The sequence below is a fragment of the Mesorhizobium sp. M2D.F.Ca.ET.226.01.1.1 genome (genome assembly GCF_004022705.2).
Classification (GTDB): Bacteria; Pseudomonadota; Alphaproteobacteria; order Rhizobiales; family Rhizobiaceae; genus Mesorhizobium.
Window position 1 is genome coordinate 1 of the sequence record NZ_RZOY02000025.1, and the last position, 24,879, is coordinate 24,879.

General features: G+C 63.5%; 24 protein-coding genes. 15 read left to right on the forward strand and 9 right to left on the reverse strand.

Annotated features, from left to right (window positions below):
• Nucleotides 1–233: 233 nt before the first annotated feature.
• Nucleotides 234–449, reverse strand: a complete 216-nt coding sequence (locus EN869_RS32650; protein ID WP_127230668.1) for a KTSC domain-containing protein — start codon at nucleotides 447–449, stop codon at nucleotides 234–236.
• A gap of 102 nt (nucleotides 450–551) precedes the next feature.
• Between EN869_RS32650 and EN869_RS32655 the strand changes: the two genes are divergently transcribed.
• Nucleotides 552–1,163, forward strand: a complete 612-nt coding sequence (locus EN869_RS32655; protein WP_127230669.1) for an alpha-ketoglutarate-dependent dioxygenase AlkB — start codon at nucleotides 552–554, stop codon at nucleotides 1,161–1,163.
• Between the two features lie 95 nt (nucleotides 1,164–1,258).
• On the opposite strand, the gene EN869_RS32660 is transcribed toward EN869_RS32655, so the two are convergent.
• Together EN869_RS32660 and EN869_RS32665 are read right to left on the reverse strand one after the other, a co-directional pair.
• Nucleotides 1,259–1,684 (reverse strand): cupin domain-containing protein, encoded by a 426-nt coding sequence (locus EN869_RS32660; RefSeq protein WP_127230720.1) that lies wholly within the window; start codon nucleotides 1,682–1,684, stop codon nucleotides 1,259–1,261.
• A gap of 53 nt (nucleotides 1,685–1,737) precedes the next feature.
• On the reverse strand, nucleotides 1,738–2,490 hold the full coding sequence (locus tag EN869_RS32665; protein ID WP_127230670.1) for an SDR family oxidoreductase: 753 nt from the start codon (nucleotides 2,488–2,490) through the stop codon (nucleotides 1,738–1,740).
• A gap of 217 nt (nucleotides 2,491–2,707) precedes the next feature.
• On the opposite strand from EN869_RS32665, the gene EN869_RS32670 reads away from it, so the two are divergent.
• A complete protein-coding gene (locus EN869_RS32670; RefSeq protein ID WP_127230671.1) occupies nucleotides 2,708–3,697 on the forward strand; it encodes a mechanosensitive ion channel domain-containing protein in 990 nt (329 codons plus the stop codon).
• Here the strand turns inward: EN869_RS32670 and EN869_RS32675 are convergent.
• On the reverse strand, nucleotides 3,680–4,168 hold the full coding sequence (locus tag EN869_RS32675; RefSeq protein WP_127230672.1) for an Rrf2 family transcriptional regulator: 489 nt from the start codon (nucleotides 4,166–4,168) through the stop codon (nucleotides 3,680–3,682). The two genes, EN869_RS32670 and EN869_RS32675, sit on opposite strands and share 18 nt — an antisense overlap.
• Nucleotides 4,169–4,444: 276 nt before the next feature.
• On the opposite strand from EN869_RS32675, the gene EN869_RS32680 reads away from it, so the two are divergent.
• Together EN869_RS32680 and EN869_RS32685 are read left to right on the forward strand one after the other, a co-directional pair.
• Nucleotides 4,445–4,855, forward strand: a complete 411-nt coding sequence (locus tag EN869_RS32680; protein WP_127230673.1) for a hypothetical protein — start codon at nucleotides 4,445–4,447, stop codon at nucleotides 4,853–4,855.
• Between the two features lie 52 nt (nucleotides 4,856–4,907).
• Complete coding sequence (locus tag EN869_RS32685) at nucleotides 4,908–6,098, forward strand: NADH-quinone oxidoreductase subunit D (RefSeq protein ID WP_127230674.1); 1,191 nt, start codon at nucleotides 4,908–4,910, stop codon at nucleotides 6,096–6,098.
• A gap of 75 nt (nucleotides 6,099–6,173) precedes the next feature.
• Here EN869_RS32685 and EN869_RS32690 read toward each other — a convergent pair whose 3' ends face one another.
• Complete coding sequence (locus EN869_RS32690) at nucleotides 6,174–6,605, reverse strand: hypothetical protein (protein WP_127230675.1); 432 nt, start codon at nucleotides 6,603–6,605, stop codon at nucleotides 6,174–6,176.
• Nucleotides 6,606–7,002: 397 nt separating this feature from the next.
• On the opposite strand from EN869_RS32690, the gene EN869_RS32695 reads away from it, so the two are divergent.
• The gene (locus tag EN869_RS32695; RefSeq protein ID WP_127230676.1) at nucleotides 7,003–7,185 is read left to right on the forward strand and encodes a hypothetical protein; all 183 of its coding nucleotides are present in this window, start codon (nucleotides 7,003–7,005) and stop codon (nucleotides 7,183–7,185) included.
• 44 nt (nucleotides 7,186–7,229) lie between these two features.
• Here the strand turns inward: EN869_RS32695 and EN869_RS32700 are convergent, their stop codons facing one another.
• Nucleotides 7,230–7,517, reverse strand: coding sequence for a hypothetical protein (locus EN869_RS32700; RefSeq protein ID WP_245489352.1), 288 nt, complete (start codon nucleotides 7,515–7,517; stop codon nucleotides 7,230–7,232).
• 137 nt (nucleotides 7,518–7,654) lie between these two features.
• Here EN869_RS32700 and EN869_RS32710 point away from each other — a divergent pair, with 137 nt between their 5' ends.
• Both EN869_RS32710 and EN869_RS32715 read left to right on the forward strand, forming a co-directional pair.
• Nucleotides 7,655–8,503: a class I SAM-dependent methyltransferase gene (locus EN869_RS32710; RefSeq protein WP_245489353.1), complete on the forward strand. Its 849-nt coding sequence runs from the start codon at nucleotides 7,655–7,657 to the stop codon at nucleotides 8,501–8,503.
• Between the two features lie 192 nt (nucleotides 8,504–8,695).
• Nucleotides 8,696–11,320, forward strand: coding sequence for an EAL domain-containing protein (locus tag EN869_RS32715; protein ID WP_189341222.1), 2,625 nt, complete (start codon nucleotides 8,696–8,698; stop codon nucleotides 11,318–11,320).
• A gap of 47 nt (nucleotides 11,321–11,367) precedes the next feature.
• On the opposite strand, the gene EN869_RS32720 is transcribed toward EN869_RS32715, so the two are convergent.
• On the reverse strand, nucleotides 11,368–12,552 hold the full coding sequence (locus EN869_RS32720; RefSeq protein ID WP_127230678.1) for a Gfo/Idh/MocA family oxidoreductase: 1,185 nt from the start codon (nucleotides 12,550–12,552) through the stop codon (nucleotides 11,368–11,370).
• Between the two features lie 185 nt (nucleotides 12,553–12,737).
• Here EN869_RS32720 and EN869_RS32725 point away from each other — a divergent pair, with 185 nt between their 5' ends.
• From EN869_RS32725 to EN869_RS32760, 8 genes are all read left to right on the forward strand, one after another.
• Complete coding sequence (locus EN869_RS32725; RefSeq protein ID WP_127230679.1) at nucleotides 12,738–13,637, forward strand: MurR/RpiR family transcriptional regulator; 900 nt, start codon at nucleotides 12,738–12,740, stop codon at nucleotides 13,635–13,637.
• Nucleotides 13,638–13,835: 198 nt separating this feature from the next.
• Nucleotides 13,836–14,618 (forward strand): SDR family oxidoreductase, encoded by a 783-nt coding sequence (locus EN869_RS32730; RefSeq protein WP_127230680.1) that lies wholly within the window; start codon nucleotides 13,836–13,838, stop codon nucleotides 14,616–14,618.
• Nucleotides 14,615–16,144 (forward strand): mannitol dehydrogenase family protein, encoded by a 1,530-nt coding sequence (locus EN869_RS32735; protein ID WP_245489354.1) that lies wholly within the window; start codon nucleotides 14,615–14,617, stop codon nucleotides 16,142–16,144. Before EN869_RS32730 ends, EN869_RS32735 begins: the two co-directional genes overlap by 4 nt.
• A 19-nt stretch (nucleotides 16,145–16,163) precedes the next feature.
• A complete protein-coding gene (locus EN869_RS32740; protein WP_127230681.1) occupies nucleotides 16,164–17,075 on the forward strand; it encodes a sugar phosphate isomerase/epimerase in 912 nt (303 codons plus the stop codon).
• A gap of 71 nt (nucleotides 17,076–17,146) precedes the next feature.
• Entirely contained in the window at nucleotides 17,147–18,181 is a 1,035-nt protein-coding gene (locus EN869_RS32745; protein WP_127230682.1) for an ABC transporter substrate-binding protein, read from the forward strand.
• Between the two features lie 101 nt (nucleotides 18,182–18,282).
• A complete protein-coding gene (locus EN869_RS32750) occupies nucleotides 18,283–19,827 on the forward strand; it encodes a sugar ABC transporter ATP-binding protein (protein WP_127230683.1) in 1,545 nt (514 codons plus the stop codon).
• Nucleotides 19,824–20,810, forward strand: a complete 987-nt coding sequence (locus tag EN869_RS32755; protein WP_127230684.1) for an ABC transporter permease — start codon at nucleotides 19,824–19,826, stop codon at nucleotides 20,808–20,810. The genes EN869_RS32750 and EN869_RS32755 overlap by 4 nt, the downstream gene beginning before the upstream one ends.
• Nucleotides 20,807–21,793 (forward strand): ABC transporter permease, encoded by a 987-nt coding sequence (locus EN869_RS32760; protein ID WP_127230685.1) that lies wholly within the window; start codon nucleotides 20,807–20,809, stop codon nucleotides 21,791–21,793. The genes EN869_RS32755 and EN869_RS32760 overlap by 4 nt, the downstream gene beginning before the upstream one ends.
• A gap of 15 nt (nucleotides 21,794–21,808) precedes the next feature.
• Here EN869_RS32760 and EN869_RS32765 read toward each other — a convergent pair whose 3' ends face one another.
• Both EN869_RS32765 and nirD read right to left on the reverse strand, forming a co-directional pair.
• Complete coding sequence (locus EN869_RS32765) at nucleotides 21,809–24,478, reverse strand: nitrate reductase (RefSeq protein ID WP_127230686.1); 2,670 nt, start codon at nucleotides 24,476–24,478, stop codon at nucleotides 21,809–21,811.
• Nucleotides 24,479–24,481: 3 nt separating this feature from the next.
• The gene (gene nirD, locus EN869_RS32770; protein WP_127230687.1) at nucleotides 24,482–24,811 is read right to left on the reverse strand and encodes a nitrite reductase small subunit NirD; all 330 of its coding nucleotides are present in this window, start codon (nucleotides 24,809–24,811) and stop codon (nucleotides 24,482–24,484) included.
• Nucleotides 24,812–24,879: the final 68 nt, after the last annotated feature.

Consider the following 24,879-nt stretch of genomic DNA (forward strand, 5'->3'; position numbering starts at 1 on the left):
CGCGCGTCTTCGACGGCCGCGTGAAATTCCCGGAGAAACCGACGACGGTTGGATTGGGCATGTTGTGGCTCTCTCTCAGGATGTCGAGGCGGGCGTCCAATGTCTATAATTTTTATAGACTCTGGCTTGCCTTAGAAGGAACGATCCGCCCTTGCAGGGCTTCTCACCGAACAATTTTTCCATGGAATGGGCCGATGACAGTTGTCTGGCTCCGCGCATGAGCCATCAGCCGCTCAGGGCCGACGTCCATGCTCGACCAGGCGATATCTGAAACGATCGCGCACGAATTCGTTGAAGAACTGCCCCCTTGAGGAAGCTGCCTTGAAAGCCATGTAGGTTTCGGGTCCGACACCCTCATAGTCGTAGCGGTCGCCGCTGGGGACGAACCACACCGACAGAATCCGGCTCGACGGATCGTAGCAGATATTCCGGATGGCGGTGGAAGGCATGTCCGATCCCTGCTTCCAATTCTTAATCCCGCGCGCGCCGCCAGGTTCCCGCCGTACCGGGATCGGCCTTGCACAAGTGCTCCGGTTGCCTATCTGAGCCACATGTCATCAGCCAGAAAGCGCACCGCGCAGAGCGCCTTCCAGAGCGACCTCTTCGGCGCAAGCTTGCCGCCCGCAAGCATGCCCGAAGGTTTCTCGTACCGGCCGGAGCTGATCGCCCGCGACGAGGATCGCGAGCTCGTCCGTCACATCCAGGACCTGAATTTCAAGCCGTTCGACTTTCACGGCCATCTTGCCAACAGGCATGTCGTCGGCTTTGGCCTGCGCTACGACTATGAGCGCCGCCAGGTGCTCGAAGCGCCGCCCATTCCGGACTTCCTGCTGCCGCTTCGCGCCAAGGTCGCCGAATTCGCGGGCGTCCAAGCCGCCGCGTTCGCGCAAGTGCTGATTAACGAATATCGCCCGGGCGCCGGCATAGGCTGGCACCGGGACAAGCCGCATTTCGAACTCGTGGCGGGCGTTTCCCTGCTGGCGCCCTGCAGCTTCCGGCTGCGCCGCAAGAACGGCGCGGCATGGGACCGTGAAACGATCGAGGTCGAGCCGAGGTCCGTCTATCTCATGGCCGGCCCATCGCGAAACGAGTGGGAACACTCCATCCCGCCTGTCAACCGACACCGTTATTCGGTGACCTTCCGGACGCTGCGCGCTGGCTGAGGGCAGGACGCCCAGGTGATCCGCGATGACCGTAGGCCAAAACACAGAGATGGGGCGGTTCGCCGTTTCACTGAAACGATGAACCGCGTCGGCCCTTATTTCTTGATTGGAAACGTCAGTTCCCGTTGGGAAGTGTCGACGACGAAGACAGCCAGCAGCTTTGCCGGTTTCGTCTTGCTGGCATTTTCGCTGACGCCGTGGCGGTCGCCGGGCATTTCCGAAAAGCTCTCGCCGGCCTTGTAGACTGTAACGGGACCGTCATTGACCTGGCTGCGGATCTCACCTTCCAGCACAGTGGCGTAGATGAAGGCGGACTGGGGGTGCGTGTGGCCCTCAGAGAAGCCGCCGGGAGCATATTCGACGAGAACGCCTTTCATGCTTTTGCCAGGCACATTCGGCAGTTCATGGTCGTAGACGAGGGTGACTTTTGCACCTTTACCGCCGCCGGGGGTGTCGTCGGCGAAAGCCGAAGCGGGCAGAAACGCCGCGAGAATTGCGGCGGCAGCGAGTGACCTGATCATATCGATTTTCCTTTCACGGGTTGAATGCCGCCGGATCAACGGCGGCGGGCGCGTCATTTTTTCGGCTGGGCAGCGAACCACTGATCGAAACCGACGCGGCCGATGCGGGGATGGTCGTCGGAAACGAGCGAACCGTCTTGCAGTCTGGTTCCGAAGTACCGCGCCTCCGGATCGGCTATGACGGTGCGCGTGTCGCCGATCGCCTTGAGGTAGCGGGCGACGAAATCGCACAGCCGCAGGCGCTCCGGACCGGAGATCTCGACGATGCCGTCGACCGGCGCGGCAAGGGCGGCGTCCGTCACGAAGTCCGCGACGTCGTCTGAAGCGATTGGCTGAAGATAGCCCGTCGACAGGCGCGTCGTATCGCCGGCCGTGCCTTCCTTGGCTATGCCGCCTAGAAATTCGAAGAACTGGGTGGAGCGCACGATCGTATAGGGAGTGCCGCCTTCCCTGATGATCTTTTCCTGAGCGACTTTAGCGCGAAGATAGCCGCTGTCCGGCAACCGATCCGTCCCGATGATGGACAGCGCGACATGGTGCTTGACGCCGGCGGCCTTCTCCGCGGCAATCAGGTTCCGCCCCGACGTCTGGAAGAATTCGAGCACGGCCTTGTCCTCGAAGGAAGGGGAATTTGCCAGGTCGATAACCACCTCGGCGCCAGTCAATACAGCTGCCAGCCCCTCGCCGGTGATTGTGTTGACGCCGGTGTTGGGGGAGGCCGCAATCACCTCGTGACCGCGCTTGCGCAGGCGTTCTGCGGTTTTCGAACCGATCAGGCCGGTTCCCCCGATGATGACGATTTTCATGTGATGACTCCCTTTGCGCCGCTCTTGCGGCACGATCCTTGTTCGATGGTTCGTCAGGGCGAGTGGCCTGATCGGCGATCACAAACCAGTCTTCCCTTTATCAAGGATACCAGATATCCTTAAGGATACATAATATCCTTAATTGCCGAACTGTAAAGCCCCTCTGAGTTGAGTGACGTGCTTCAAGCTCGAGCAGTTTCATCGGAGGGCCTGTTCGATGGCGCTTGTCCTGACCAACATCCTGGGAATCGCAGGTATCGTCGTCTGGCATCTCCAGGGCAGCAGCCGCCCGACAGGCCGGCTGATCGTCCAGATCCTGTTCTTTATCGGGATGAGTTCGGTGCTCTATCTTGGCGGCATCTCTCCGCAGCACGTCGACGACACCGATCTGCGAGGCTTCGCCGCGCTGCTCGCCAAATCGGCCATGATCCTGTGGTGGACGCATCTGGCATGGACGATTATCGGCCTGGTCCACATCTCGCTCATGCTCAACCGCGGGCCGCGGGAAGCGCACCTCGTTCAGGACATGGCCGTCGGCGTCATCTATCCCGGCGTGGCTTTGTCGATCATAGGTTTCGTTTTCGGCGTGCCGGTCGGCACCCTGGTCGCAACCTCAGGCATCGTCGCGATCGTGTTCGGCCTCGCTCTGCAAAACACTTTGGGCGATGTCTTTTCGGGCATCGCGCTGACGCTTGGCAGGACTTATGCGATAGGCGACTGGATCCAGTTGAAGGATGGCGCGGAAGGCCGTGTCATCGAAACCAACTGGCGCTCCGCCAAACTGCTCACCGCACAGTATAATGTCGTGGTGGTGCCGAACAGCGTGCTGGCCAGACAAGCGGTGACCAATCTCAGCCGTCCCGACGACACGCGCCAGATCACGTTGGGCGTGCGCGTCGCCCTCGCAACACCGACCTTTATCGAACAGGTGATGTGGTCCGTGCTGGATGGAAGCACACGGATCGTCAAGGACCCGCCGCCGATTGTCGTTTTGAAGACGATCGATGCGGCTGCGATCGAAGTCGACTTGCTCTTCCGCATCGCAGACCCCGCCGACTGGGCAGCGGCCCGCAATGAAATCATCGGCCTCCTCTACAGCCACTGCAAGGCAAACGGCCTTTCGTTCGCCGCACCGGCCGAAAGCCTCGTCCTCGGCCTGGCCGCGACTGCCCAGGGCATCGATGCACGTTCATCCAGCGCGGTCTGACACCCACGCGAAAGTGTCCTTCCACAGCTTTGCGGGAGTTTCCCGCACGAGCATGCGCCCGAGATCCGATAGTGTGACGCCGCGCAGTTTTTCACGCCAGGCTTCGTCGGCTTCCCACATGATGCGCGCAACGGCGCACGAACCGCTGTAGCAATAGTCGTCGGGCAGGCAGGGATTGTTCGCTCGGATATTGTTGCATACGAAGGTGCGCGTCTCGCCTTCCACCGCCTCGACGATGTCCAGGAAAGTCACCTGCTCCGGCGGCTTTGCAAGGCGGTATCCGCCCGATGGACCGAGGGTCGTATCGACGAGCCCCGCCTGCGACAGGCTCTGCAATGCCTTGGAAAGATATTCCTTTGGAAGTCCATGGAGTTCGGCCAGCGCCTTGGTGGACAGGTAGCGCCCCTCGGGCACACCGGAGAGAATGGCGCAGCAATGCAGCGCCCATTCAACCTGGCTTTTCAAAATCATGGGTCTTTTCCGGGAACGATCGATCACCGCACATTAAGGATACATGATATCCCTATTATAGCACATGTAAACATTGAGGTTTTGAACGCTTCCGACTAAGGCGGTCTGCACCACGGCGATAGATGCTCGAGGATTTCGCAATCGACCGCCCGGAATCCTTCATGTTCAGGGACGCGGTGCGCCCCTGCGCGCGGAACGCACGATGACGACAATGGGGGAACCATCGTCCCGCCCCGCGGGTTGTGTCGTCAGATTCCGAGATCGAAAGGAAAGACCATGCGCATGTTGACGATGGTCCTGACGCTGTCAGCCATGGCGCTGGCGCAGCCCGCTTCTCCTCAACGCGCCGATCCGCAGCCGCCACAAGCCCCGCCTCCGGCTCAGGAGCCCATCCCCGGCCAGCCCCTCCCCAACCAGGCCCAGCCAGATCAAGGCGATGCCGCTCAAAACGTCACCAACATTGTCGTGGTAGCGATCGAGGACCTGCCTTCGGAAGTGAAATCGCAAGCCGAAGCCATAGTCACCAGGACGACCGCCAAGGAACTGGCAAAGCTCCAGAGCTCGGTCGATGCCTCGCCCGAGGCGACGTCGGTCCTGCGCGCCAATGGCCTCAACTCGACGCAAGTCGTCGCCGCCAACATCGATGGCGACGGCACGCTGACGCTGATCATCCAGACGACCGCATGACGCGGCCGACGGCCGCGATCTGCTTCGAAGTCCCACTTTCGCGGAGGTCGCCATGACCGAAGCCGCAGTCCGCAACTTCACCCTCAATTTCGGGCCGCAGCACCCGTCCGCGCATGGCGTGCTGCGGCTGGTGCTGGAACTGGATGGCGAGATCGTCGACCGCGCCGATCCGCATATCGGCCTGCTCCACCGCGGCACCGAGAAACTGATCGAATACAAGAACTATCTGCAGGCCCTGCCCTATTTCGACCGGCTCGACTATGTCGCGCCGATGAACCAGGAGCACGCCTTCTGCCTTGCCGCCGAAAAGCTGCTCGAACTGTCCGTTCCTCGGCGCGGCCAGCTTATCCGCGTGCTGTTTTGCGAGATCGGGCGGCTGCTCTCGCATCTTCTCAACGTCACCACGCAGGCCATGGACATCGGTGCGCTGACGCCACCGCTATGGGGTTTCGCCGAGCGTGAGAAGCTGATGGTGTTCTATGAACGGGCGTCGGGCGCCCGCATGCACGCGAACTATTTCCGCGTGGGCGGCGTGCATCAGGACCTGCCGGAACAGCTCCTGGACGACATCTGGGATTTCTGCGATCCGTTCCTGAAGGTCTGCGACAATCTCGAAGGCCTGCTTACCGACAACCGCATCTTCAAGCAGCGCAACGTCGATGTCGGCGCGATTTCGCTCGATGACGCCTGGGCCCTGGGTTTCTCCGGCCCCATGCTGCGCGGCTCGGGCGCCGCCTGGGACCTGCGCAAGGCGCAGCCCTATGAATGCTACCCCGAGATGGATTTCGACATCCCCATCGGCAAGCATGGCGACTGCTACGATCGCTATCTCGTGCGCATGGAAGAGATGCGCCAGTCGGTGCGCATCATGCGGCAGTGCCTGGAAAAGCTGCGCTCGCCCGACGGCCAGGGTCCGGTCGCCGTGCCGAACCAGAAGATCACGCCGCCGCCGCGCGCCACCATGAAGCGCTCGATGGAAGCGACCATCCATCATTTCAAGCTGTATACGGAAGGCCACCGGGTGCCACCGGGCGAGGTCTATGCCGCGGTGGAGGCGCCGAAAGGCGAGTTCGGCGTCTATCTGGTTTCGGACGGCAGCAATGTTCCATATCGCTGCAAGATACGCGCGCCGTCATTCGCCCATCTCCAGGCGATGGATTTTCTGTCGCGCGGGCACATGGTGGCGGACGTCGCGGCAATCATCGGATCGCTCGACATCGTCTTCGGCGAGATCGATCGCTGAAAGAAGGAGCGCGGAGAACTCGCCATGTCTCCATCGCTCCAGCAAGGTCTCGAACCGCCGCTATCGCATGCACCGCTAGTGCATGAACACCGCCCTCAGCCAGGCAAGAATCCCTGCCCCTGGAGAGATCGCCGCGCGCACGCGCGACGCTGCCCAGCCTGCCGGCATGTTGGCGCCGACATGGCAATGGCAAACGACCTCATGCAGCTGCCAGTCGCTCATTTCGAAGAAGCGTTTGGCTTCGCCATAAGTGTCGTCCCGCAAGCCTTGGGCGCGAAAGATCGGATCCTCGAAAGCGACCGTGATCGCCGATCCGTCTGTGCGCATTCTCTCGCGCACCTCGGGCGAGGCGTATTCGGTGCCTGCGAGCGCCGTGAGGCGGCTCGGACTTTGTTCGAGAAGTTGCGCCCAGCGTTCGAGGCGCTGGCCGCGATTGGCGATGGGAGCCGGTGCTTCGGTTTGAACGTCGGCAACGGCGTTGATTTGGTCAAGGGTTTGATGCTTCACGGCCGTCTCCTGTGTCGACAAGATGATCACCCGCCCGCAATGGGAATTAAGGCGCCGCCCGGCGCCGGCAAGAGCCGCACAGGGGCGATAGAATCATTTGATCGCTCCCAGCCGCCAACGCGCGCCGCGATTGTGTTGGAACCATCCGGGGACGCGACCGTTCTGCCAGCTTGCGCCGCCGATCGCTCCCGACGAAGCGCCTGGCTGCGGCGATCACCTCGATCATCAGGTCAGGCACGACATCCCGCTGGTTGGGATCGCAGCAGGGCTTGCCGAGAGCAGTTCCAGGAAAAGTGTGATCGGGTTTCCGTCCGGAACTGCGTGAAGACAAAGATATAGAGCGGTTCGCCGTCTCCATGAAACGGTGAACCGCTCTAGGGAGCGGAAGGAAAGCGCGATGGCCATTCTCCCCAATCCGGACCCGGCTCCCACGCCGGTGCCCACGCCGCCGCCCATCCCGGAACCCAAGCCGGTGCGCGAGCCGGATCCGGACCGGTTGCCCGACGAGGCGCCGATTCCCAATCCCGATGAGAATGACGCGCCGCCCAGGCATTCGGCCGTCATACGGCGCCGGCTTTGACGTGGCCCATGGGGCGGCGCTGGATGCGCCTCCCGGCCAATCCATCACTCCCCGCGCATCGTCGCCTGGAAGGTCGGCAGGTGCTTCTTCTGTGCCTCGATCATGCGCTCGCGATAGACGACGACGTCGGTGTCGTGCAGGGTCACGCCGGCAATGGCGGGCGAAGCGAAAACCGGCAGCTCGATGCCGCGCTTCGACAATTGCTCGGCCGTGCACGCCAACAGCTCATGCGCGATGATGGCCGGAGCGACGCTCGCCGTGCTGCCGCTGCTGATCCTCTTCGTCTTCCTGCAACGCTTCTTCGTGGACTCGATCGTCGGCTCGGCGATCAAGGGATAATTTTTGCCGAACCGCCTCGCGCCGCCCGGTTCGGTGTACCCGATTGACGCGCGTCCCCTCTCACTGCATTGTTTATTAACCAGCTGTTAACCTTGCGGCTGAGATCGAGGGGGGCGACTTGGAACCGTTTTTGGACGCGAACCTCCTGAATTGGGATGATCGGGCCGAACTGCACGCGACCGACAAAACGGGCAGTTACCGCATCGAGAATGTGCTGGCCGGTGGATCCAATCTCTATGAGTTGGAAACGCGTGAGGTCGGAGACATTTTCGGCAAGGACATCGTCCATCTGCAATGCCACATCGGGCTCGACACGATCAGCTTGAGGAATCTCGGCGCGGGCAGCGTGACCGGCCTGGATTTCTCACCAAGGGCGATCGCCGCGGCGCGGGATTTCGCATCCAAGGCAGGCAGCGATGTTCGCTTCGTCGAAGCGCCGCTGTACGAAGCTGTCGAAGCGCTCGACCGGACCTTTGACATCGTCTACGTCACCTGGGGGTCGGTGAACTGGCTTGACGATGTCTTCCGTTGGGCGCGAGTGGTCGCCGATCTTCTGCGGCCTGGCGGCCGGCTCTACATGGCCGAGGGCCATCCCTTGATGTTCCAGTGCAATCGCAAGGCTGCCGCCCTCGAATTGAAGGACGACTGGCGAACGCCGGTGGCGCGACCGCTCGTCTGGAACGAACAGCGGACCTACACCGGCGATGAGCGAACCTTGAAGCATCCTCGATATTATGAATGGATCCATCCGATCAGCGACGTGGTGAACGCGCTGATCACCGCGGGGCTTACGCTCGATTTTCTCAACGAGCACGACACGGTTTCCTGGCAGCACTTTTCATTCGCGGTGAGGGCCGGCAAGGACATGTACGGCCTGCCCGAAAACGCTCCCAAGATTCCGATGGCCTATTCAATCGGCGCGACCAAGCGCGGTGTGGGGACGTATCGGATCGTCCAGAAGAAAGTCGATCGCCACTAGCTCCGCCACGTGGCGAGTTTGTCGTGCGATTGCCGGCGCATCAGCGTCCGACGGCGCGAAAATTTTAAGGACTGTGAAGTCCAAAATTAAGTTATTGCGAACTAATATTCCCTCGATGAGGCTCACCCGGAGAGCCTGACAGGCATAGGGATTCTCGCTTTCTTGGCTCTTTTTGCCAACATGTACAGCCGCATGAAAGGGGCCGTCCTTTCACCGGCAAGGATACCGGCGGCGATCGCGGTCGTGGTCATGGCCGTTTGCGCAATATTCGCTGACCATCAGAACAAGATCGTTTCGGACCAGGCCTCTCGCGCGGAGGTCCTGGCCAAGGTCAATGTCATTCGCGCCAAGCTCGAAGGCAACATCAACGGCAACCTCCAGCTGGTGCGGGGGCTGGTCGCGGCAGTCACGACCGAACCCTATATGGGCCAGCAGCGCTTCGCGGAGCTTGCCAGCAGGCTGTTCAGCGAAGAGTCCCAGCTTCGCAACATTGCCGGCGCGCCGGATCTGGTGATTTCCTTGATGTATCCGATGGCCGGCAATGAGAAGGCCATCGGTCTCGACTACCGCAAGAACGATCAGCAGCGCGCCGCTGCCTTGCGTGCGCGTGACGAGCACAAGCTCATTCTCGCAGGCCCGGTCGATCTGGCACAGGGTGGGCAGGCCTTCATCGGCCGCTTTCCGGTTTTCGTCAAAAGTGCGGGCAACACCGACCGGTTCTGGGGCATCGTTTCAGCGGTCGTCGACGTGCAGCGCCTCTATAAGGCGAGCGGTCTTCTCGACAAGGATCTCGGGATCGACATCGCACTCATAGGCAATGATGCCCTTGGCACAAAGGGAATCCAGTTCTTCGGCGAGGAACGGGTCGTCAAAAGCAATCCGGTGACGGCCGACGTTCTGGTCCCGTCGGGCTCCTGGCGCATCGCTGCGGTCCCCACCAGCGGTTGGCCCGCCACGCCCGGCAACGCATGGCAGCTCCGGGCGATCATGGCGGCGGCGGCGGCACTGATCTTGATCCCTTTCCTGGCGGCGGGCCGCCTGATTGGTGAAAGGCAGCGCAATTACTGGGAACTGCATCGGCTGTCGCGGCGACTGGAACTCGCTCTGGAGGCGTCGGCCATCGGAGTGTGGGAGCACGATCTCGAAACCAACGATCTGACCTGGGATGACCGCGTCAACGAAATATACGGCAGGAACCCCGATGGCGGAGCGCCCGGATATTCGGATTGGGCCGGAGCCATTCATCCCGCCGATCTGCCTGGCGCGCTTGCAGACTTCGACAATGCCGCGGCCGGCCGCAGCACCTATTCGTCGCAATACCGGATCGTTCGCCCGGACGGCGAAATTCGCCACGTGCGCTCCAGGGCGATCTTCTACCAGACCGCAAACAATTCGCCTCGAATGGTCGGCGCCGAATGGGACGTGACTGCGGACGTTCTGCTGAACACCGATCTGGTTCGCGCAAAACAGCTGACCGAGTCGAAAAATACGGAACTTGAGTCCGCCAAGGCGCGCATAGAACACATCGCACTGCACGATTCGCTGACGGATTTGCCCAATCGCCGTTACCTGGATCAGGTGCTGGAGGATTATGCGGCAAGAGCCAGGCTGAGCGGAGGCTACGCAGCGCTGCTTCACGTTGATCTGGACCGCTTCAAGCACATCAACGATACGCTCGGCCACGCGGCGGGCGATGCAATGCTTGTGCATGCATCCTCCGTTCTCAAGTCCAACGTTGGCGACAGCGGTTTTGTCGCCCGGGTCGGCGGCGACGAATTCATCGTGCTCTGCATGGTGCATGAGGATGTCGACCAAGCGGCCGTGCTCGCGAACCGCATTATCGAACAGATGCGCAGACCGGTTTACTACCACGGTCATCAATGCCGCTTTGGCGTCAGCGTCGGAATTGCCATCGACAATGGCCGGGTTACCGATGCCAAGCAGTTGCTGGTCAACGCCGATATTGCCCTCTACCGGGCAAAGAGGCGGGGCCGCAACCGGCATGAATTCTTCAGCGGAGAGCTGCAAAGCGAAATCGTCAACACAAAGCGGATTGCCGACGAGATTCTAGCCGGTCTCGAGCGCAACGAATTCATCGTGTTCTACCAGCCTCAATTTGACGCCAAGACGCTGGAGGTTGTGGGCGTTGAGGCGCTGGCGCGGTGGAGGCACCCAGAGAAGGGCATTCTGGCACCCGATGTGTTTCTGAAGACCGCAGAAGAACTGAACGTCGTCTCGGTGATAGATCGGAAAGTCCTCCAGCAATCGCTTTTGGACTTCGACGTTTGGTCAGCCGAGAAAATCGGGATTCCGCGCGTTTCGGTCAACGTTTCGGCGCGGCGTCTTCAGGATGAGGAACTGCTGAAGAGCCTGCGGGACCTTAACATCAGGAAGGGGACTTTCTCCTTTGAACTCGTCGAGTCGATCTTCCTCGACAACAACGACGATCTGGTCACGTGGAACGTCGAGCAGATCAAGCAACTCGGCATCGACATCGAAATCGACGATTTCGGCACCGGTTATGCCTCCATTGTCAGCCTGCTCAAATTGCAGCCTCGCCGCCTCAAGATAGATCGCCAGCTGGTGGACCCCATTGTGAACTCACCCGCGCAAAGGCAGGTCGTCTCATCGATCATCGAAATCGGCAAATCCCTGGGTATCGAGATCATTGCCGAAGGCGTCGAGACGATGAAGCACGCACGTCTGCTCAAAGGGCTTGGCTGCGACATTCTCCAAGGCTACGCGTTCGGGCGCGCAATGGATTCCGACGCGCTGAGAAGCTTCGTTCGAGCTCGTCGATTGCGCGTCGCAAGCTGATCAGGGATCCGAAATCGCATGCAGTCGCGGCAAGGCATCGCTTTGCCTCAGCGAAACCGCGCCGCGGTCCACGCTCCACCCGCCACGTTCGACTCCACCGCCGCGGCGACGAATTTCACGCCGCGCGCGCCGTCGACCACGTCGGGCACCTGTGCCGCGCGAGCCGCATCTACCGCATCGCCCGCGCGGTGCGCGCGAATGATTTCGGCGGCGTCGCGGTAGAAATTGGCGAAGGCCTCGATGTAGCCTTCCGGGTGCGCTGCCGGCATGCGCGAGACCCGCCGAGCTTCGCCCGTCGAGCCATGGCCGCCGCGCACCAGCGTGCGCGTTTCCTCGCCATAGGGCGAGAAGCGCAGTTCCTCCGGCCGCGACCCCGACCATTCGAGCCCGGCCTTCTCGCCATAGATGCGCACCGAAAGGTCGTTGTAGTGGCCGGGCGAGGTCTGGCTGGCGAGGATGGTACCGCGCGCGCCGCCCGTCCAGCGCAACAGCACATGCGCATTGTCGTCGAGCCGCCGCCCCGGCACGGCGGTGAACAGGTCGGCCGAGACCGCCTCGGCCTCGAAACCGGAAATGAAGCTCGCCAGGTTGAAGGCGTGCACGCCGATATCGGCGAGCACCGCCGACTGTCCGGCGCGCGCCGGATCGGTGCGCCATTCGGCCTGCTTCTGGCCCTCGGCGTCGATCGGCCTGGTCAGCCAGTCCTGGATATAGGCGCCATGCACCGACACGATGCGGCCGAGCTCGCCCGCCGCCACCATTTCGCGCGCCTGGCGCACCATGGCGTAGCCGGTGTTGTTGAGCGTGACGATGAAGCGGCGCCTCTTTGCTCTGGTCAGCGCCACCAGCGCTTCGGCCTCGCCAAGAGTCGTCGACAGCGGCTTGTCGCAGATCACGTCTATGCCGGCCTCGAGGAAGGCGGTCGCGATCGGGGCATGAAGGTGATTGGGCGTGACAATGACCACCGCCTCGATCCCGTCCGGCCGCGCCGCCTCGGCCTTCGCCATGGCGTGGTAGTCGGCATAGCTGCGCTCCGGCGCGATGCCGATCTCTGCGGCGGAGGCCGCGGCATTGTCTGGATCGGAGGACAGCGCGCCCGCGACAAGCGAGATCTGGTCATCGAGCCGCATGGCGAGGCGATGCACCGCGCCGATGAAGGCATTGCGGCCGCCTCCAACCATGCCGACCGTCAGGCGTTTGCGCGACGTTCCGTCAGCGGTTGCATAGACCATGGTTGCGATTATCCCTCCCTGGATGGCGATCCGTCGTCGGGTGCCGTCTGCCACAATTTTTCGAATGATATTTCTATTTTTCATTTTGTAAAACTCTTGTGCCGCGATAGCGTTCTCGTGGCCCGGCCGATGGGTCGCGTCCGGAGGGAGGTTCGGGTGTTTCAAACCGTCTTTGGGTACGACGCATGAGCGGCCGCCGCATAGTGGCCGACGAGCCATCTCCGCACAGCCTAAAGGCGGCGGCGAGAAAGCAGAGCCGCTCGCTGGCGGCGCTTGGCTACACCAAGCCGCAAACCTACGAAGAATTGCGGGCGGTGCTTTCTTCCGGAACCGTGCATTTCCCGAAGCGGCTTCGCCAGGTCGCGATCTTCCTCTGGCAGCATCCGAGCGAGGTGGCGCTGGGCACGATCGCGCGGGTGGCCGATCAGGCCGGCGTGCAGCCCTCGACCCTGGTGCGCTTCGCGCAGATCTTCGGCTATTCCGGCTTTTCCGATTTCCAGGCCCTGTTCAAGGACCGCATGAAGGGCTCCTGGCCCGAAATCCAGGGCGGTCCGGAAAAAGCGGCGGAACCCAACGCGCACCTGCATTTCCTCAACGGCCTGGTCGGCGCCTGCCAGGCCTCGCTCGGCCGCATCGGCAATAATTTCGACATCGACAGCTTCGAGACGATGATCGACCATCTGGCGGCGGCCGATCTGATCTATGTCATCGGCAGCAAGCGTGCCTTTCCCGTCACCACCTATCTGTCGCTGACGCTGTCGCAACAGGGCATGCGAAATGTGCTGGTCGACAATGTCGGCTCGACCGCGCTCGACCAGGTCGGCTGCATCACGCCGCGCGACGCGGTGCTCGCCGTCTCCTTCAGTCCCTACAATTCGATCACGCCCGACCTCGTCGCCGTCGCGCATGAGCGCAAGGCCCGCATCGTCACGATTACCGACAGCACCTTCTCGCCGCTGGTGAAGCTCTCCGACACCTGGCTGGAAGTGGTCGAGCAGGATTTTGGCGGCTTCCGCTCGCTCGCCGCCTCGCTCGCGGTCGGTATGGCCTTGGTCCACGGCGTCGTCGCGCAGCGGACAGGCTGACAGGAGCAATTTCCAGGAAAAGTGTGGAGCGGTTAAGTTCGGCGTCTTCGCCGTAACCTTCCGTCCGGAATTGCGAAAGACAAGGAGATAGAGCGGTTCACCGGTTCCATGAAAACGGTGAACCGCTCGAGCACGATTGACTAAAGGGAACTATCGTTCCATATTTGAAAAAATGGAAACTTTGTTCCGGGAGGAGGAATGGAGGTTCGTCTCGACGGCAAGGTGGTGCTGGTCACCGGCGCGACGCAAGGCATCGGCCGGGCGATCGCCGAGACGCTTGCGCGCTCGGGCGCTGCCGGACTGCTGATCACTGGCCGGGACCAAAAGCGCGGCGATGCGGTCGCCGCCGAGCTGTCGGCCATGGGCACCGCCGCCGTCTTCGCTGCCGCCGACCTCGGCGATCCCGAAGCCCCGGCGCGGTTGGCTAAGGCCTGCATCGAACGCTTCGGCCGTATCGACGGCCTGGTCAACGCCGCCGGCTTGACCGATCGCGCCTCCTTCGTTGATGCCACGCTCGACGATTGGGCATCGCTGTTTGGCGTCAACGCCCGCGCGCCCTTCTTCCTGATGCAGGCGGCGATCGCCGACATGAAGAAACGTGGACAGGGCGGCGCGATCGTCAACATCCTGTCGATCAACGCGCATTGCGGATCGCCGGAACTTGCCGTCTATTCCGCCACCAAGGGCGCGCTGGCGACACTGACCAAGAACGCCGCCAATGCGCACCGCTTCGACCGCATCCGCGTCAACGGCATCAATGTCGGCTGGACCGACACCCCGGCCGAACGGATCATGCAATCTGAAACGCTCGGCCACGGCCCCGGCTGGCTCGACGCCGCTAACGCCGCCCAGCCTTTCGGTCGCCTGCTTTCGGTCAACGACATTGCCAACCTTGCCGTCTTCCTGCTGTCCGATGCTGCCGGCCCGATGACCGGTGCCGTGATCGACCAGGAACAGGCTGTGATCGGTGCCAACCGGTGAGCGGGTCCGAAAGCCTCGCCTCTTCCCTGCTCGGCCGCTTGCCGTCCGAGGTCCGCAAGCCGGCTTACGATCGCGCCGCGCTCAAGCCCGGGATCGCCCATATCGGCGTCGGCGCCTTTCACCGCTGCCATCAGGCAGAATACACCGACGATCTTCTGGCGAAGGATTTCGACCGCTGGGGACTGGTCGGCATCAACATCCGCCCTCCCCTGCTGGCCGACATGCTGGGGCGGCAGGACAGTCTCTACACGCGGCTCATCCGCCAGAATGACGAGGTCGAAGCGCGCATTATCGGCAGCATCGTTGGCGTCGTCGACAGCCAAGAGAGTGCCGCGCCGGCGCTGGACGTGCTCGCCTTCCCCGACATCGAGATGGTCACCATGACGGTGACCGAGAAGGGCTATTGCCACATCCCGTCGAGCGGTGCGCTCGACCTCGACCACCCCGATATCGTCCACGACCTCGCCAATCCGGAGGCGCCGCGCAGCGTGCCCGGCATTCTGGCCAGGGCGCTGGAACTCCGCATGGTCTCGCATGGCAGGCCGGTAACGCTGCTCTCCTGCGACAACATCCCAACCAACGGCACCATCCTTAGCAACGTCGTGCGTGCTTTCGCCGAGCGGCGCGGCCGGAAGCTTGCGGACTGGATCGATGCCAATGTCGCCTTCCCCTCGGCCATGGTCGACCGCATCGCGCCGGCAACGACCGGGGCCGATATCGACACGGTCGAGCAGCGCTTCGGCTACCGCGACGCCGCCGTCGTCGTCAGCGAGCGCTTCCGCCAATGGGTGATCGAGAACCGCTTCGCCGGTCGCGTGCCGCGCTGGGAGCTTGTCGGCGCGAGCTTCGTCGATGACGTCACGCCATTCGAGCATCTCAAGATGCGGGTGCTGAACGGCGCCCAGACGACGCTCAGCTATCTCGGCGTTTTGGGCGGTTTCGAGCACACATCGGATGCTATCGCAAATCCGCTGCTGGCGGATTTCGTGCGCCGCATGCTGACGGAAGAGACGCTGCCGACACTGATGCCTGTACCCGGCATCACGCCGGCGGCCTATGTCGAACAGTGCCTGTCGCGGCTCGCCAACACAGCGATCCGCCATCGCAACCACCAGATCGCCACCGACGGCTCGCAGAAGATCGTGCAGCGCCTGCTGAACCCGATCCGCGACCGCCTGGCGAAGGGCGGGAGCATCGAGCTCCTTGCGGTCCCCGTGGGCGGCTGGATGGCGTATCTGATCAAGGCTTCGACGCGGTTCGGCCGCGCCTGGCAGGTGTCGGACCCCTTTGCCGAAAAAATTGCGGCAATCGCCGACCGCATCGGTTCGAACAGCAAACTGCTCGCCGACGCGATCCTGGCAATCGATGCCATCTTCGAGCCGTCCTTGGCCGCCAACGCCACGTTCCGCGCGCATATCGTCGCCAATCTCGACGGACTGCTCTCGAATGATCCGATGGGCTTTGTCAAACAAGTCTGTTCTGGGCCAACAGATGCGCCGTTGAAGCAGCCGGCTCGATCTGCATAGTTTGCTATTGGGAGGCATCATGAAACTTGGACTGCTCACGGCACCATTTCCGGATACTGCTCTCGGCGAGGTCGCCGACTGGGCGCGCTCGGCCGGTTTCGAGGCGCTGGAAATCGCATGCTGGCCGAAGACTTCCGGCGCCAGCCGGCGCTATGCCGGCACCAGCCATATCGACGTGGACATCTCAGCTGCTGAAGCCAAGGACATCGCCGCCGAGCTTGCCGGCAAGGGCCTGACCATTTCCGGTCTCGGCTTCTACCCCAATCCGCTTCATCCCGACCAGGCGCATCGCGAAGCGGTGGTCGACCACCTGAAGAAGGTGATCGTGCTGGCGGGCCGCATGGGGGTCTCGCTGGTCAACACCTTTTGCGGCGGCGACGCCTCGAAGCATGTCGACGCCAACTGGGAGGACGCGCAAAAGGTCTGGCCGGCTATCATCGCCCACGCCCGCGAGCACGGTGTAAAACTCGCCTTCGAGAACTGCCCGATGATCTTCAGCTATGACGAATGGCCGGGTGGGCACAACATCGCCTACTCGCCTTATGTCTGGCGCCGCATCCTCGAAGCCTGGGGCGGCGATGTCGGCATGAATTTCGACCCCTCGCATCTCGTCTGGCAGATGATAGACAAGGAGCGCTTCATCCGCGAGTTCGGCGCAAGCATGCTGCATGTGCATGCCAAGGACCTGATGATTGATCATGATGGTTTGTACGAGCGCGGAATCCTTTCGGCTGGCATAGGCTGGCAGGTGCCGCGCATGCCGGGGCTTGGGGACATCGATTGGAGCAGGATTTTTTCGGGCCTCTACCGGGCCGGATATGACGGGCCGGTCATCATCGAGCATGAGGACCGGCGCTTCGAGGGGACGGATGAAAAGGTCAGGCGCGGTTTCCTGCTTGCCCGCGACGTGCTGCATCCCTTCATCAAATGACGAAAAGCTTGGCGCCGGTCGCATCGGCACCCTGGAACTGAACTGAAAGATCAATGTGGAGGAGTACTGACATGAAGAGACATCTGACCGTGGCCTCGCTTCTTGCCGGCGCCGCCTTGCTTGCCTCGGTGGGCGCCTCGGCCGCCGCCGGCAAGTACACCATCGGCATTTCCAACACCGTGCAGGGCAATGGCTGGCGCGAGGAGATGATCTGCGCAATGAAGGCGCAGGCGCTCGCTTCCGGCGAGGTGGCGAAGCTCAACATCGCCCACCGCAACACCGACGCCGCCGGCCAGCTCGAGGACATCCGCAACCTAATCAGCGCCAAGGTCAACGCCATCGTCGTCAACCCGGCCGATCCGGCCGGCATCAAGGCAGGCCTCGAGGAAGCGACCAAGGCCGGCATCGTCGTCGTTGCCGTCGACCAGGCGGTGACCGAGCCCTCCGCCTACATCATTTCCAACAACCAAGAACAATATGCCTATCTCGGCGCCAAGTGGCTGTTCCAGCAGATGGGCGGCAAGGGCGAGGTGTTCTACATGCGCGGCGCCGCCGGCGCCTCGGCCGACAGCGATCGCGACAAGGGCTTCAAGAAGGCGCTGGCCGAATTCCCTGACGTGAAGGTCGCGCAGGAAGTCTTCACCGGCTGGCAGCAGGACCAGGCCAAGCAACAGATCCTCTCCTTCCTCGCCACCGGCACGCCGATCAACGGCATCTGGACCTCCGGCATCGACAACGTCATCGTCGATGCGCTGGTCGAGCAGCAGGCGCCCATGGTGCCGGTCGTCGGCGCCGACAATGCCGGTTTCGTCGGCCAGCTGAACACGGTCAAGGGTCTGGTCGGCGCTGCCGTCACCAATCCCGGCTCGATCGGCGGCGCCGGCGTCACGCTCGCCTTGCAGATCCTCGACGGCAAGAAGCCGGCGCAGCAGACGGTTCTGGTCAATCCGGAACTCTGGGAAAACGCCACCGACGCAGGCAAGGCCAAGCTGAAGTCAGCCGCCGATCCGTCGCTGAGCCCCGAATGGCCGGTCTCGATCTCTATCCCGGAGTGGACCACCTACACCAAGGACCAGATCGTCGCCTGCAAGGGCCCGGGCGAATAAGCGCCTGACATGAACCGAAACGTGAGGACGCTGGACCAAGGTCTGGCGTCCTTGCCATTTGATCTGGCGCGCATAGTTTGAGCCTTTAAATCGAGAACGCTTTGACCACCAACCCTCTCCTCGACGCCACCGGCGTCGCGAAAAACTACGGTGCGGTTGCAGCGCTGCGCAACGCTTCGCTGTCCGTATTGCCGGGCGAGGTCCATGCGCTGATGGGCGCCAACGGCGCCGGCAAGTCGACGCTGGTGAAGATCCTGACTGGTGCGATCAACGCCGACGCCGGCCGCATCCTGATCCGGGGCAAGCAGCTCGATGTCCGTTCGCCCGCCGACGCCCGCCGCGCCGGCCTGCTGCCGGTCTACCAGGAACCTTCGCTGATCCCCGATCTCGATGTCTTGTCCAACCTGCGGCTGACCGGCACGCCGATCGAGCCGTTCCGCGCCTGGGTGCGCGAGCTCGGCATTCCGAACCTCGACATCCGCGACACCGCGCGCGACATCCCTCTGGCCATCCTGCGCGTGCTCGACCTGGCGCGCGCGCTCGCCGTCGAACCCGACGTGCTCCTGCTCGACGAGATGACTGCCGCACTTCCCGCGAACCTCGCCGAGAAGGTGCTTGAAGTCGTGCGCCGCCAGGGCGACGCCGGCCGCTCAGTCATCTTCATCTCGCACCGTTTCGTCGAGATCTCCGCGCTCTGCGACCGTGCTACCGTCCTGCGTGATGGCTCGACGGTCGGTGTCGTCGACATCGAACCGGGCATCGAGGAAAGAATAGTCGAGATGATGCTCGGCACCCGCATCGAAAAGACACGCGTCGCGGCGCGCTCGGCAAATGATGTCGGCACTGTCGGCGGCAGAAACCCTCGCCTGTCGGTCCGCAACCTGCAGCTCGGCACCAAGCTCAATGACGTCTCCTTCGATCTTGCCAATGGTGAAGTCGTCGGCGTGTTTGCGCTCGAGGGCCAGGGCCAGGACGAGCTTTTCGCAGCGCTTGCCGGCTCGATCCGCCCGACTGGCGGCACCATCGAGGTCGATGGCGCACCGGCGAAATTCTCGCATCCGAGCGATGCCGTTCAGGCCGGCATCGCCTATGTACCTGGCGACCGCACCGAGGCTTTGGCCATGCAGCGCTCGGTGCGCGAGAACATCGCGCTGCCCTTCAGCGCCGGGCTGCGCAAATGGGGACCGATCCGCATGCGGCGCGAGCAGGTGGTCGTCTCCGGCGTGATCGGCAGATTGCAGATCGACACCCGCGTGCTAGGCGAGGTGCAGCGGCTTTCCGGCGGCAACCAGCAGAAAGTGACCATCGCCCGCTGGATCGCGGCCAACGCGCGCACCATCCTTTGCTTCGACCCGACGCGTGGCATCGATGTCGGCACCAAGCAGGAGATCTATAAGCTGCTGCGCGAACTCGCCGGCCAGGGCAAGTCGGTGCTGTTCTACACATCCGAGATGGAGGAGGTGCAGCGTGTCTGCGACCGCGTCATCGTCATCTTCGGCGGCCGTGTCGTCGATACCTTCCCGGTCGAGGACGCCGACGAGCCGACGCTGATGCGCGCCGCTTACGGCCTGCCGCGCGGCGCCAGGGCCGATGTCGGCATCCTTGCCGACGTCAGGCCCGCCTCCGACGCGGAGGCCGCGTCATGAGCCGCTTCTTCCGTAACCAGGGTTGGGTCGCCGGCCTGCTCGCCTTGCTGATCTTCCTCTTCGTCATCACCAAGCTGATCCAGCCGGGCTATGGCAGCGGCGACTTCGGCTCGCTGGCGCGGGCGGTCCTGCCTTACGCGTTCGCCGTCGCCGCCCAGACCGTCGTCGTCATCGCCGGCGGCATTGATCTCACCGTTGCCGCCATGATGGCACTGACCAGCGTGACCGCAGCCTCGATGATGAACGGCGCCAGCGAGGAATACGCGCTGTTCGTCGTGCCTTTCGTGCTGGCCATGGGCCTGGTGCTCGGCGCGCTGAACGGCGTCCTCATCGTCGTCACCCGCGTGCCGGACATCGTGGTCACGCTTGCGACGCTGTTCGTGTTGCAGGGAGCGGCACTGCTCGTGCTCGGTGCACCCGGCGGCGCCGCGGCCGAATGGCTGAAGGCAAGCGTCATCGGCACCGTGCCTGTCCCCGGCTTGCCGGACTGGGCCGACGCCTGGGTGCCGAAGGCGCTGGTGCTGCTCGTCGTCTGCCTGTTCATCATCTGGATTCCGCTCAGGCGCTCACGCCTCGGCCTCTCCATCTACGCCATCGGCAGCAACGAGCTCGCCGCCTTTCGCAGCGGCGTGCCGGTGGCGCGCACCAGGATCATCGCCTATGCGCTCTCCGGCCTGTTCGCCGCAATGGGCGGCCTGTCGCTCACCATCAGCACCGGCATCGGCGCGCCGATCCCCGGGCCTTATCTGCTCGCCAGCGTCGCGGCGGTGGTGCTGGGCGGCGTCGCGCTCGGCGGCGGCAAGGGCGGACTGCTCGGGCCGATCATCGCCGTCTTCGTGCTGCGGCTGGTGCGCACCGACCTGACGCTTCTGGCCATCGATCCGAACGTCACCGCGATCATCGAAGGCCTGATCATGGTTGCGGTCGTGATGTTCGGCGCCTTCATCACCATCCGTGGCCGCCCGGTGGGAGCAACGCCATGACCGACATCGCAACCATGCCCCAGCCAGTCTCGTTCGGCCGCCGCCTCAAGCGTTTCATGGCGGACCGGCCGCTCATCCCGCTGATCATCCTTTTGATCATTCTCGTGGTGATCCTGCAGATCCTGCGCCCTGGCATCGTCAACGAGCGCTGGCTCGCCAACACGGCGAAATTCGCCATCCCGCTCGCGATCCTCGCCGGCTGCCAGACCATGACGATGCTTACCGGCGGCATCGACTTGTCCGTCGGCACGGTGGCGACGATGAGCGCCTTCATCATGGCCACCCAGATCGTCAACCAGGATCCCACGGTGGCTTTCCTGCTCGCCATGCTGCCGGCCGTGCTGATCGGCTTCGTCAACGGCATCGGCGTCGGCGTGTTTCGGGTGCATCCGCTGATCATGACGCTCGGCACCAGCCTGATCGGCACCGGCTTCCTGCAGGTCTACCAGCGCACGGTCATCGCCTCCGGCGCCAAGATTCCGGATTTCCTCAACTGGCTGGGCACCGGCCTGACCTACGGTTTTCCCAACGCGCTTCTCCTGTTCGTGCCGGTGGCTGTCCTGATCGTCTTCATGCTGAACCGCACCGGCTTCGGCCGCCTCCTCTATGCCGTCGGCGACAATGAACGCGCCGCGCGCCTGTCCGGCGTCCGCTACTGGCAGGTGATCACGGCGCTCTACGTCCTCTCCAGCCTGCTCGCCGGCATCACCGGCCTGCTTTATATCGGCCTGATCAAGGCGCCATCGCTGTCGCTGGCCGAGCCACTGGTGCTGCCATCGGTGGCTGCCGCCGTTATCGGCGGCACCTCGATCTTCGGCGGACGCGGCGGCTACATGGGCACCATAATCGGCGCGCTGATCCTGACCGTGCTGACGACGCTGCTCACCATCCTGCAGATGCCCGAAGGCGGCCGCCGCATCCTGTTCGGCTTCATCGTGCTGTTCGTGACGGCGGCGTATCTGCGGATCGTCGAGGACCGGTAGAACCGATCGAACGGCTCACTCCGCAGCCTGCACCTGGCGAGCATCGATGATCGCCCGGATCTCCGAGCGGCATGAGCCGCAATTGGTGCCGGCGCGCAGCGTCGAGCCTATCGCTTCGAGACTGTCGCACCCGGCGGCAACCGCCGACGCGAGCTGGTTGGCGCCTATGTGGAAGCAGGCGCACACGACCCGGCCGATGGCCGGCATCGGCACGGGCGAGCGCCCGGATAGAAGCGCGTGGCGATCGGCCGTCGACAGCTTCTGGCGGGCGGCGAGTAGCGACACCAGCCAGTCGCGCGCCGGCAACTGGTCCGGAGCGGCGACCAGCAGAGCCTCGGCCATGGCGCCGCCATCGTCGATGGCCGCCGCGCGATAGGCGAGCCCGCGGCGATCGGTGTATTCGAGCAGCTGATCCCGCCGCTGAACGCCGAGTAGCTTGCGCGCCAGGAGAATGCCCTGGTCCGGCGGCTCGGTTCCGGTCAGCTCGTAGACCCAGCCGCCCTCGACCGCATGCCGGCTCCAGTGGACAAAGCCCGTCGGCCTGAGATCGCGGCGGGTGATGAGCACGCCGGCCCAGCCGGTCTCTTCCCGCACGATCCGGACCGGAACATGCTTCAGCTCCGGCTGGCCGGAATGCGGATCGGTGACCGGCGATGACAGCAGGCCGGCGGAAGCCTTGGCCGCGAAATGCCCGCTCCAATGCATGGGCAGGAACGCCTGGCCGCGCCGTTGTGCTTCCGACACCCGCACCCTCGCACGGACGAAGCCGAAGCGGGTCGAAAGATGGGCGAGGTCGCCATCCTTGAGGTGGCGCGCGGCCGCATCCGCCGGATGGAGATCGACTGCAGGCTCCGGCGCGTTCGCCATCAGGCGCGGCACGTTCCCGGTGCGTGTCATGGTGTGCCACTGGTCGCGCAGCCGGCCTGTGTTCAGGGCAAGCGGATAGTCGGCGTCGACGGTGAAGGCCGTTGCCTCCTGCCGCACCGGCACGAAGCGGGCGCGACCGTCAGGCGTCGGGAAGCGGCCATCGCCGAGCAATCTTGTCTGCTGCTCGCGCCGGTCCGAAGCGGGCCAGTGCCGCGGTACAAAGGTATCGTAGTCCGTGTCGCTGAGGCCAGTCAGTTCGCCAAGGTCGAACAGACGCTCGCCATCATTCTCGAAGGCCGAGAGCGCCACATGCTCGCGGAAGATGTCGGCTGGCGACTGGTAAGCGAAGGCATCGCCAAAGCCCATACGTGCGGCGACCTCGCAGATGATGCGCCAGTCGGCTCTCGTTTTGCCCGGCGGCAGCAGGAAGGCGCGTTGGCGCGAGAGGCGCCGTTCGGAATTGGTGACCGTGCCGTCCTTCTCGCCCCAGGCGGCAGCCGGCAGCAGCACATCGGCATAGCGGGTGGTGTCCGTTCTAGCCACATCCGAGGCGACGACGAAATCGCATTTGGACAGAGCGGCGCGCACGCGCGAAGCATCCGGCATGGAGACCGCGGGATTGGTGCCCATCACCCACAGCGACTTGATGCGGCCGTCGGCGACCGCCTGGAACATATCCACGGCCTTCAGACCGCCGCGCCGCGCGATGTTGGGCGCGTTCCAGAAGCGCGACACACGATCGATGTTGGCCTCGTCCGCGAAGTCCATATGCGCGGCGAGCTGGTTGGCGAGACCTCCCACCTCGCGGCCGCCCATGGCGTTCGGCTGCCCGGTGACCGAGAACGGCCCCATGCCGGGCTTGCCGATGCGGCCTGTGGCGAGATGGCAGTTGATGATGGCGTTGACCTTGTCGGTCCCGTGCGCCGACTGGTTGACGCCCTGGCTGTAGACGCTGACGGTCCGTTCGGTTCCGGCGAAGAGGTCGTAGAATTCCTGGACATCGGCAGCCGCCAATCCGCACCCCTTCGCGACCCGCGCGATCGACGGCGCGTCGGCGCCGGCCAGCGCGGCCGCGGCATCGAAGCCGGAGGTATGGTCGCGGATGAACCTGGTATCGATCTTTCCAGCTTGCGCGAGATGCGCGAGCAGCCCGTTGAACAGCAGCACATCGGTGCCCGGATCGAGCGCCAGATGCAGGTCGCATTCGTCGGCGGTCGCGGTGCGGCGAGGATCGATGACGACGATCTTCGTCCCACGCTCCCTGCGCGCGGCAAGCATGCGCTGATAAAGGACCGGATGGCACCATGCGGTGTTGGAGCCGGTGAGCACGACGAGATCGGCTTGCTCGAAATCCTCATAGACTCCGGGAACGATGTCCTCGCCGAAGGCGCGGCGATGACCGGCGACGGACGATGCCATGCAGAGCCGCGAATTAGTGTCGATGTTGGCCGAGCCGATGAAACCCTTCATCAGCTTGTTGGCGACATAATAGTCTTCGGTGAGCAACTGGCCCGAAACGTAGAAGGCGACCGAGTCAGGTCCATGCTCGGCAATCGCCCGCGAGAATTTTCCAGCGACAAGGTCGAGCGCTTCATCCCAACCGGCTTGTCTGCCCCCGATCTCCGGCCGAAGCAGTCGGCCTTCCAGGCCGAGCGTCTCGCCGAGCGCCGTCCCCTTCGAACAGAGCTTGCCGAAATTGGCCGGATGCTCGAGGTCGCCGCGGACGGTTGTCGTGCCGTCCGCGGCGACCTCGGCCAGCACGCCGCAGCCCACCCCGCAATAGGGGCAGGTGGTCCTCACCTCGCGCGCTTCCTCCATGCCTCAGGCCGCTTTCGAGGCCAGCGCTTCGAGCGCGATGAACAGCCGCTCGCCCTCGACCCTGACCGGGATAGTCCTGACCGAGCCTTCGTCCGCGCCAAGCGCCTTGCCACTCTCCAGCGAGATCACCCAATTGTGCAGCGGGCAGGTCACCGCCGCGCCGTGGACGATGCCCTGGCTGAGCGGCCCGCCCTTGTGCGGACAATGGTCGTCGATGGCGAAGACCTGGTTAGCCGCCGTGCGGAACACCGCGATCTTGCCTTGCGGGGTTTCGACGCAGCGCGCGCCGCGCAGCGGGATGTCGGCGATGGTACCGATAGCGATCCAGTTCATGCAGCCGTCCTCGTCTTTGGCTGATAGGAAGGCGCCCAGGCACCCCCCTCTGTCCTGCCGGACATCTC

What these genes read in the sequence shown, in the direction of transcription:
- EN869_RS32650 (WP_127230668.1), bottom strand. Translation starts at nt 449, where the DNA reads ATGCCTTCCACCGCCATCCGGAATATCTGCTACGATCCGTCGAGCCGG.
- EN869_RS32655 (WP_127230669.1), top strand. Translation starts at nt 552, where the DNA reads ATGTCATCAGCCAGAAAGCGCACCGCGCAGAGCGCCTTCCAGAGCGAC.
- EN869_RS32660 (WP_127230720.1), bottom strand. Translation starts at nt 1,684, where the DNA reads ATGATCAGGTCACTCGCTGCCGCCGCAATTCTCGCGGCGTTTCTGCCC.
- EN869_RS32665 (WP_127230670.1), bottom strand. Translation starts at nt 2,490, where the DNA reads ATGAAAATCGTCATCATCGGGGGAACCGGCCTGATCGGTTCGAAAACC.
- EN869_RS32670 (WP_127230671.1), top strand. Translation starts at nt 2,708, where the DNA reads ATGGCGCTTGTCCTGACCAACATCCTGGGAATCGCAGGTATCGTCGTC.
- EN869_RS32675 (WP_127230672.1), bottom strand. Translation starts at nt 4,168, where the DNA reads ATGATTTTGAAAAGCCAGGTTGAATGGGCGCTGCATTGCTGCGCCATT.
- EN869_RS32680 (WP_127230673.1), top strand. Translation starts at nt 4,445, where the DNA reads ATGCGCATGTTGACGATGGTCCTGACGCTGTCAGCCATGGCGCTGGCG.
- EN869_RS32685 (WP_127230674.1), top strand. Translation starts at nt 4,908, where the DNA reads ATGACCGAAGCCGCAGTCCGCAACTTCACCCTCAATTTCGGGCCGCAG.
- EN869_RS32695 (WP_127230676.1), top strand. Translation starts at nt 7,003, where the DNA reads ATGGCCATTCTCCCCAATCCGGACCCGGCTCCCACGCCGGTGCCCACG.
- EN869_RS32715 (WP_189341222.1), top strand. Translation starts at nt 8,696, where the DNA reads ATGAAAGGGGCCGTCCTTTCACCGGCAAGGATACCGGCGGCGATCGCG.
- EN869_RS32720 (WP_127230678.1), bottom strand. Translation starts at nt 12,552, where the DNA reads ATGGTCTATGCAACCGCTGACGGAACGTCGCGCAAACGCCTGACGGTC.
- EN869_RS32725 (WP_127230679.1), top strand. Translation starts at nt 12,738, where the DNA reads ATGAGCGGCCGCCGCATAGTGGCCGACGAGCCATCTCCGCACAGCCTA.
- EN869_RS32730 (WP_127230680.1), top strand. Translation starts at nt 13,836, where the DNA reads ATGGAGGTTCGTCTCGACGGCAAGGTGGTGCTGGTCACCGGCGCGACG.
- EN869_RS32740 (WP_127230681.1), top strand. Translation starts at nt 16,164, where the DNA reads ATGAAACTTGGACTGCTCACGGCACCATTTCCGGATACTGCTCTCGGC.
- EN869_RS32745 (WP_127230682.1), top strand. Translation starts at nt 17,147, where the DNA reads ATGAAGAGACATCTGACCGTGGCCTCGCTTCTTGCCGGCGCCGCCTTG.
- EN869_RS32755 (WP_127230684.1), top strand. Translation starts at nt 19,824, where the DNA reads ATGAGCCGCTTCTTCCGTAACCAGGGTTGGGTCGCCGGCCTGCTCGCC.
- EN869_RS32760 (WP_127230685.1), top strand. Translation starts at nt 20,807, where the DNA reads ATGACCGACATCGCAACCATGCCCCAGCCAGTCTCGTTCGGCCGCCGC.
- EN869_RS32765 (WP_127230686.1), bottom strand. Translation starts at nt 24,478, where the DNA reads ATGGAGGAAGCGCGCGAGGTGAGGACCACCTGCCCCTATTGCGGGGTG.
- nirD (WP_127230687.1), bottom strand. Translation starts at nt 24,811, where the DNA reads ATGAACTGGATCGCTATCGGTACCATCGCCGACATCCCGCTGCGCGGC.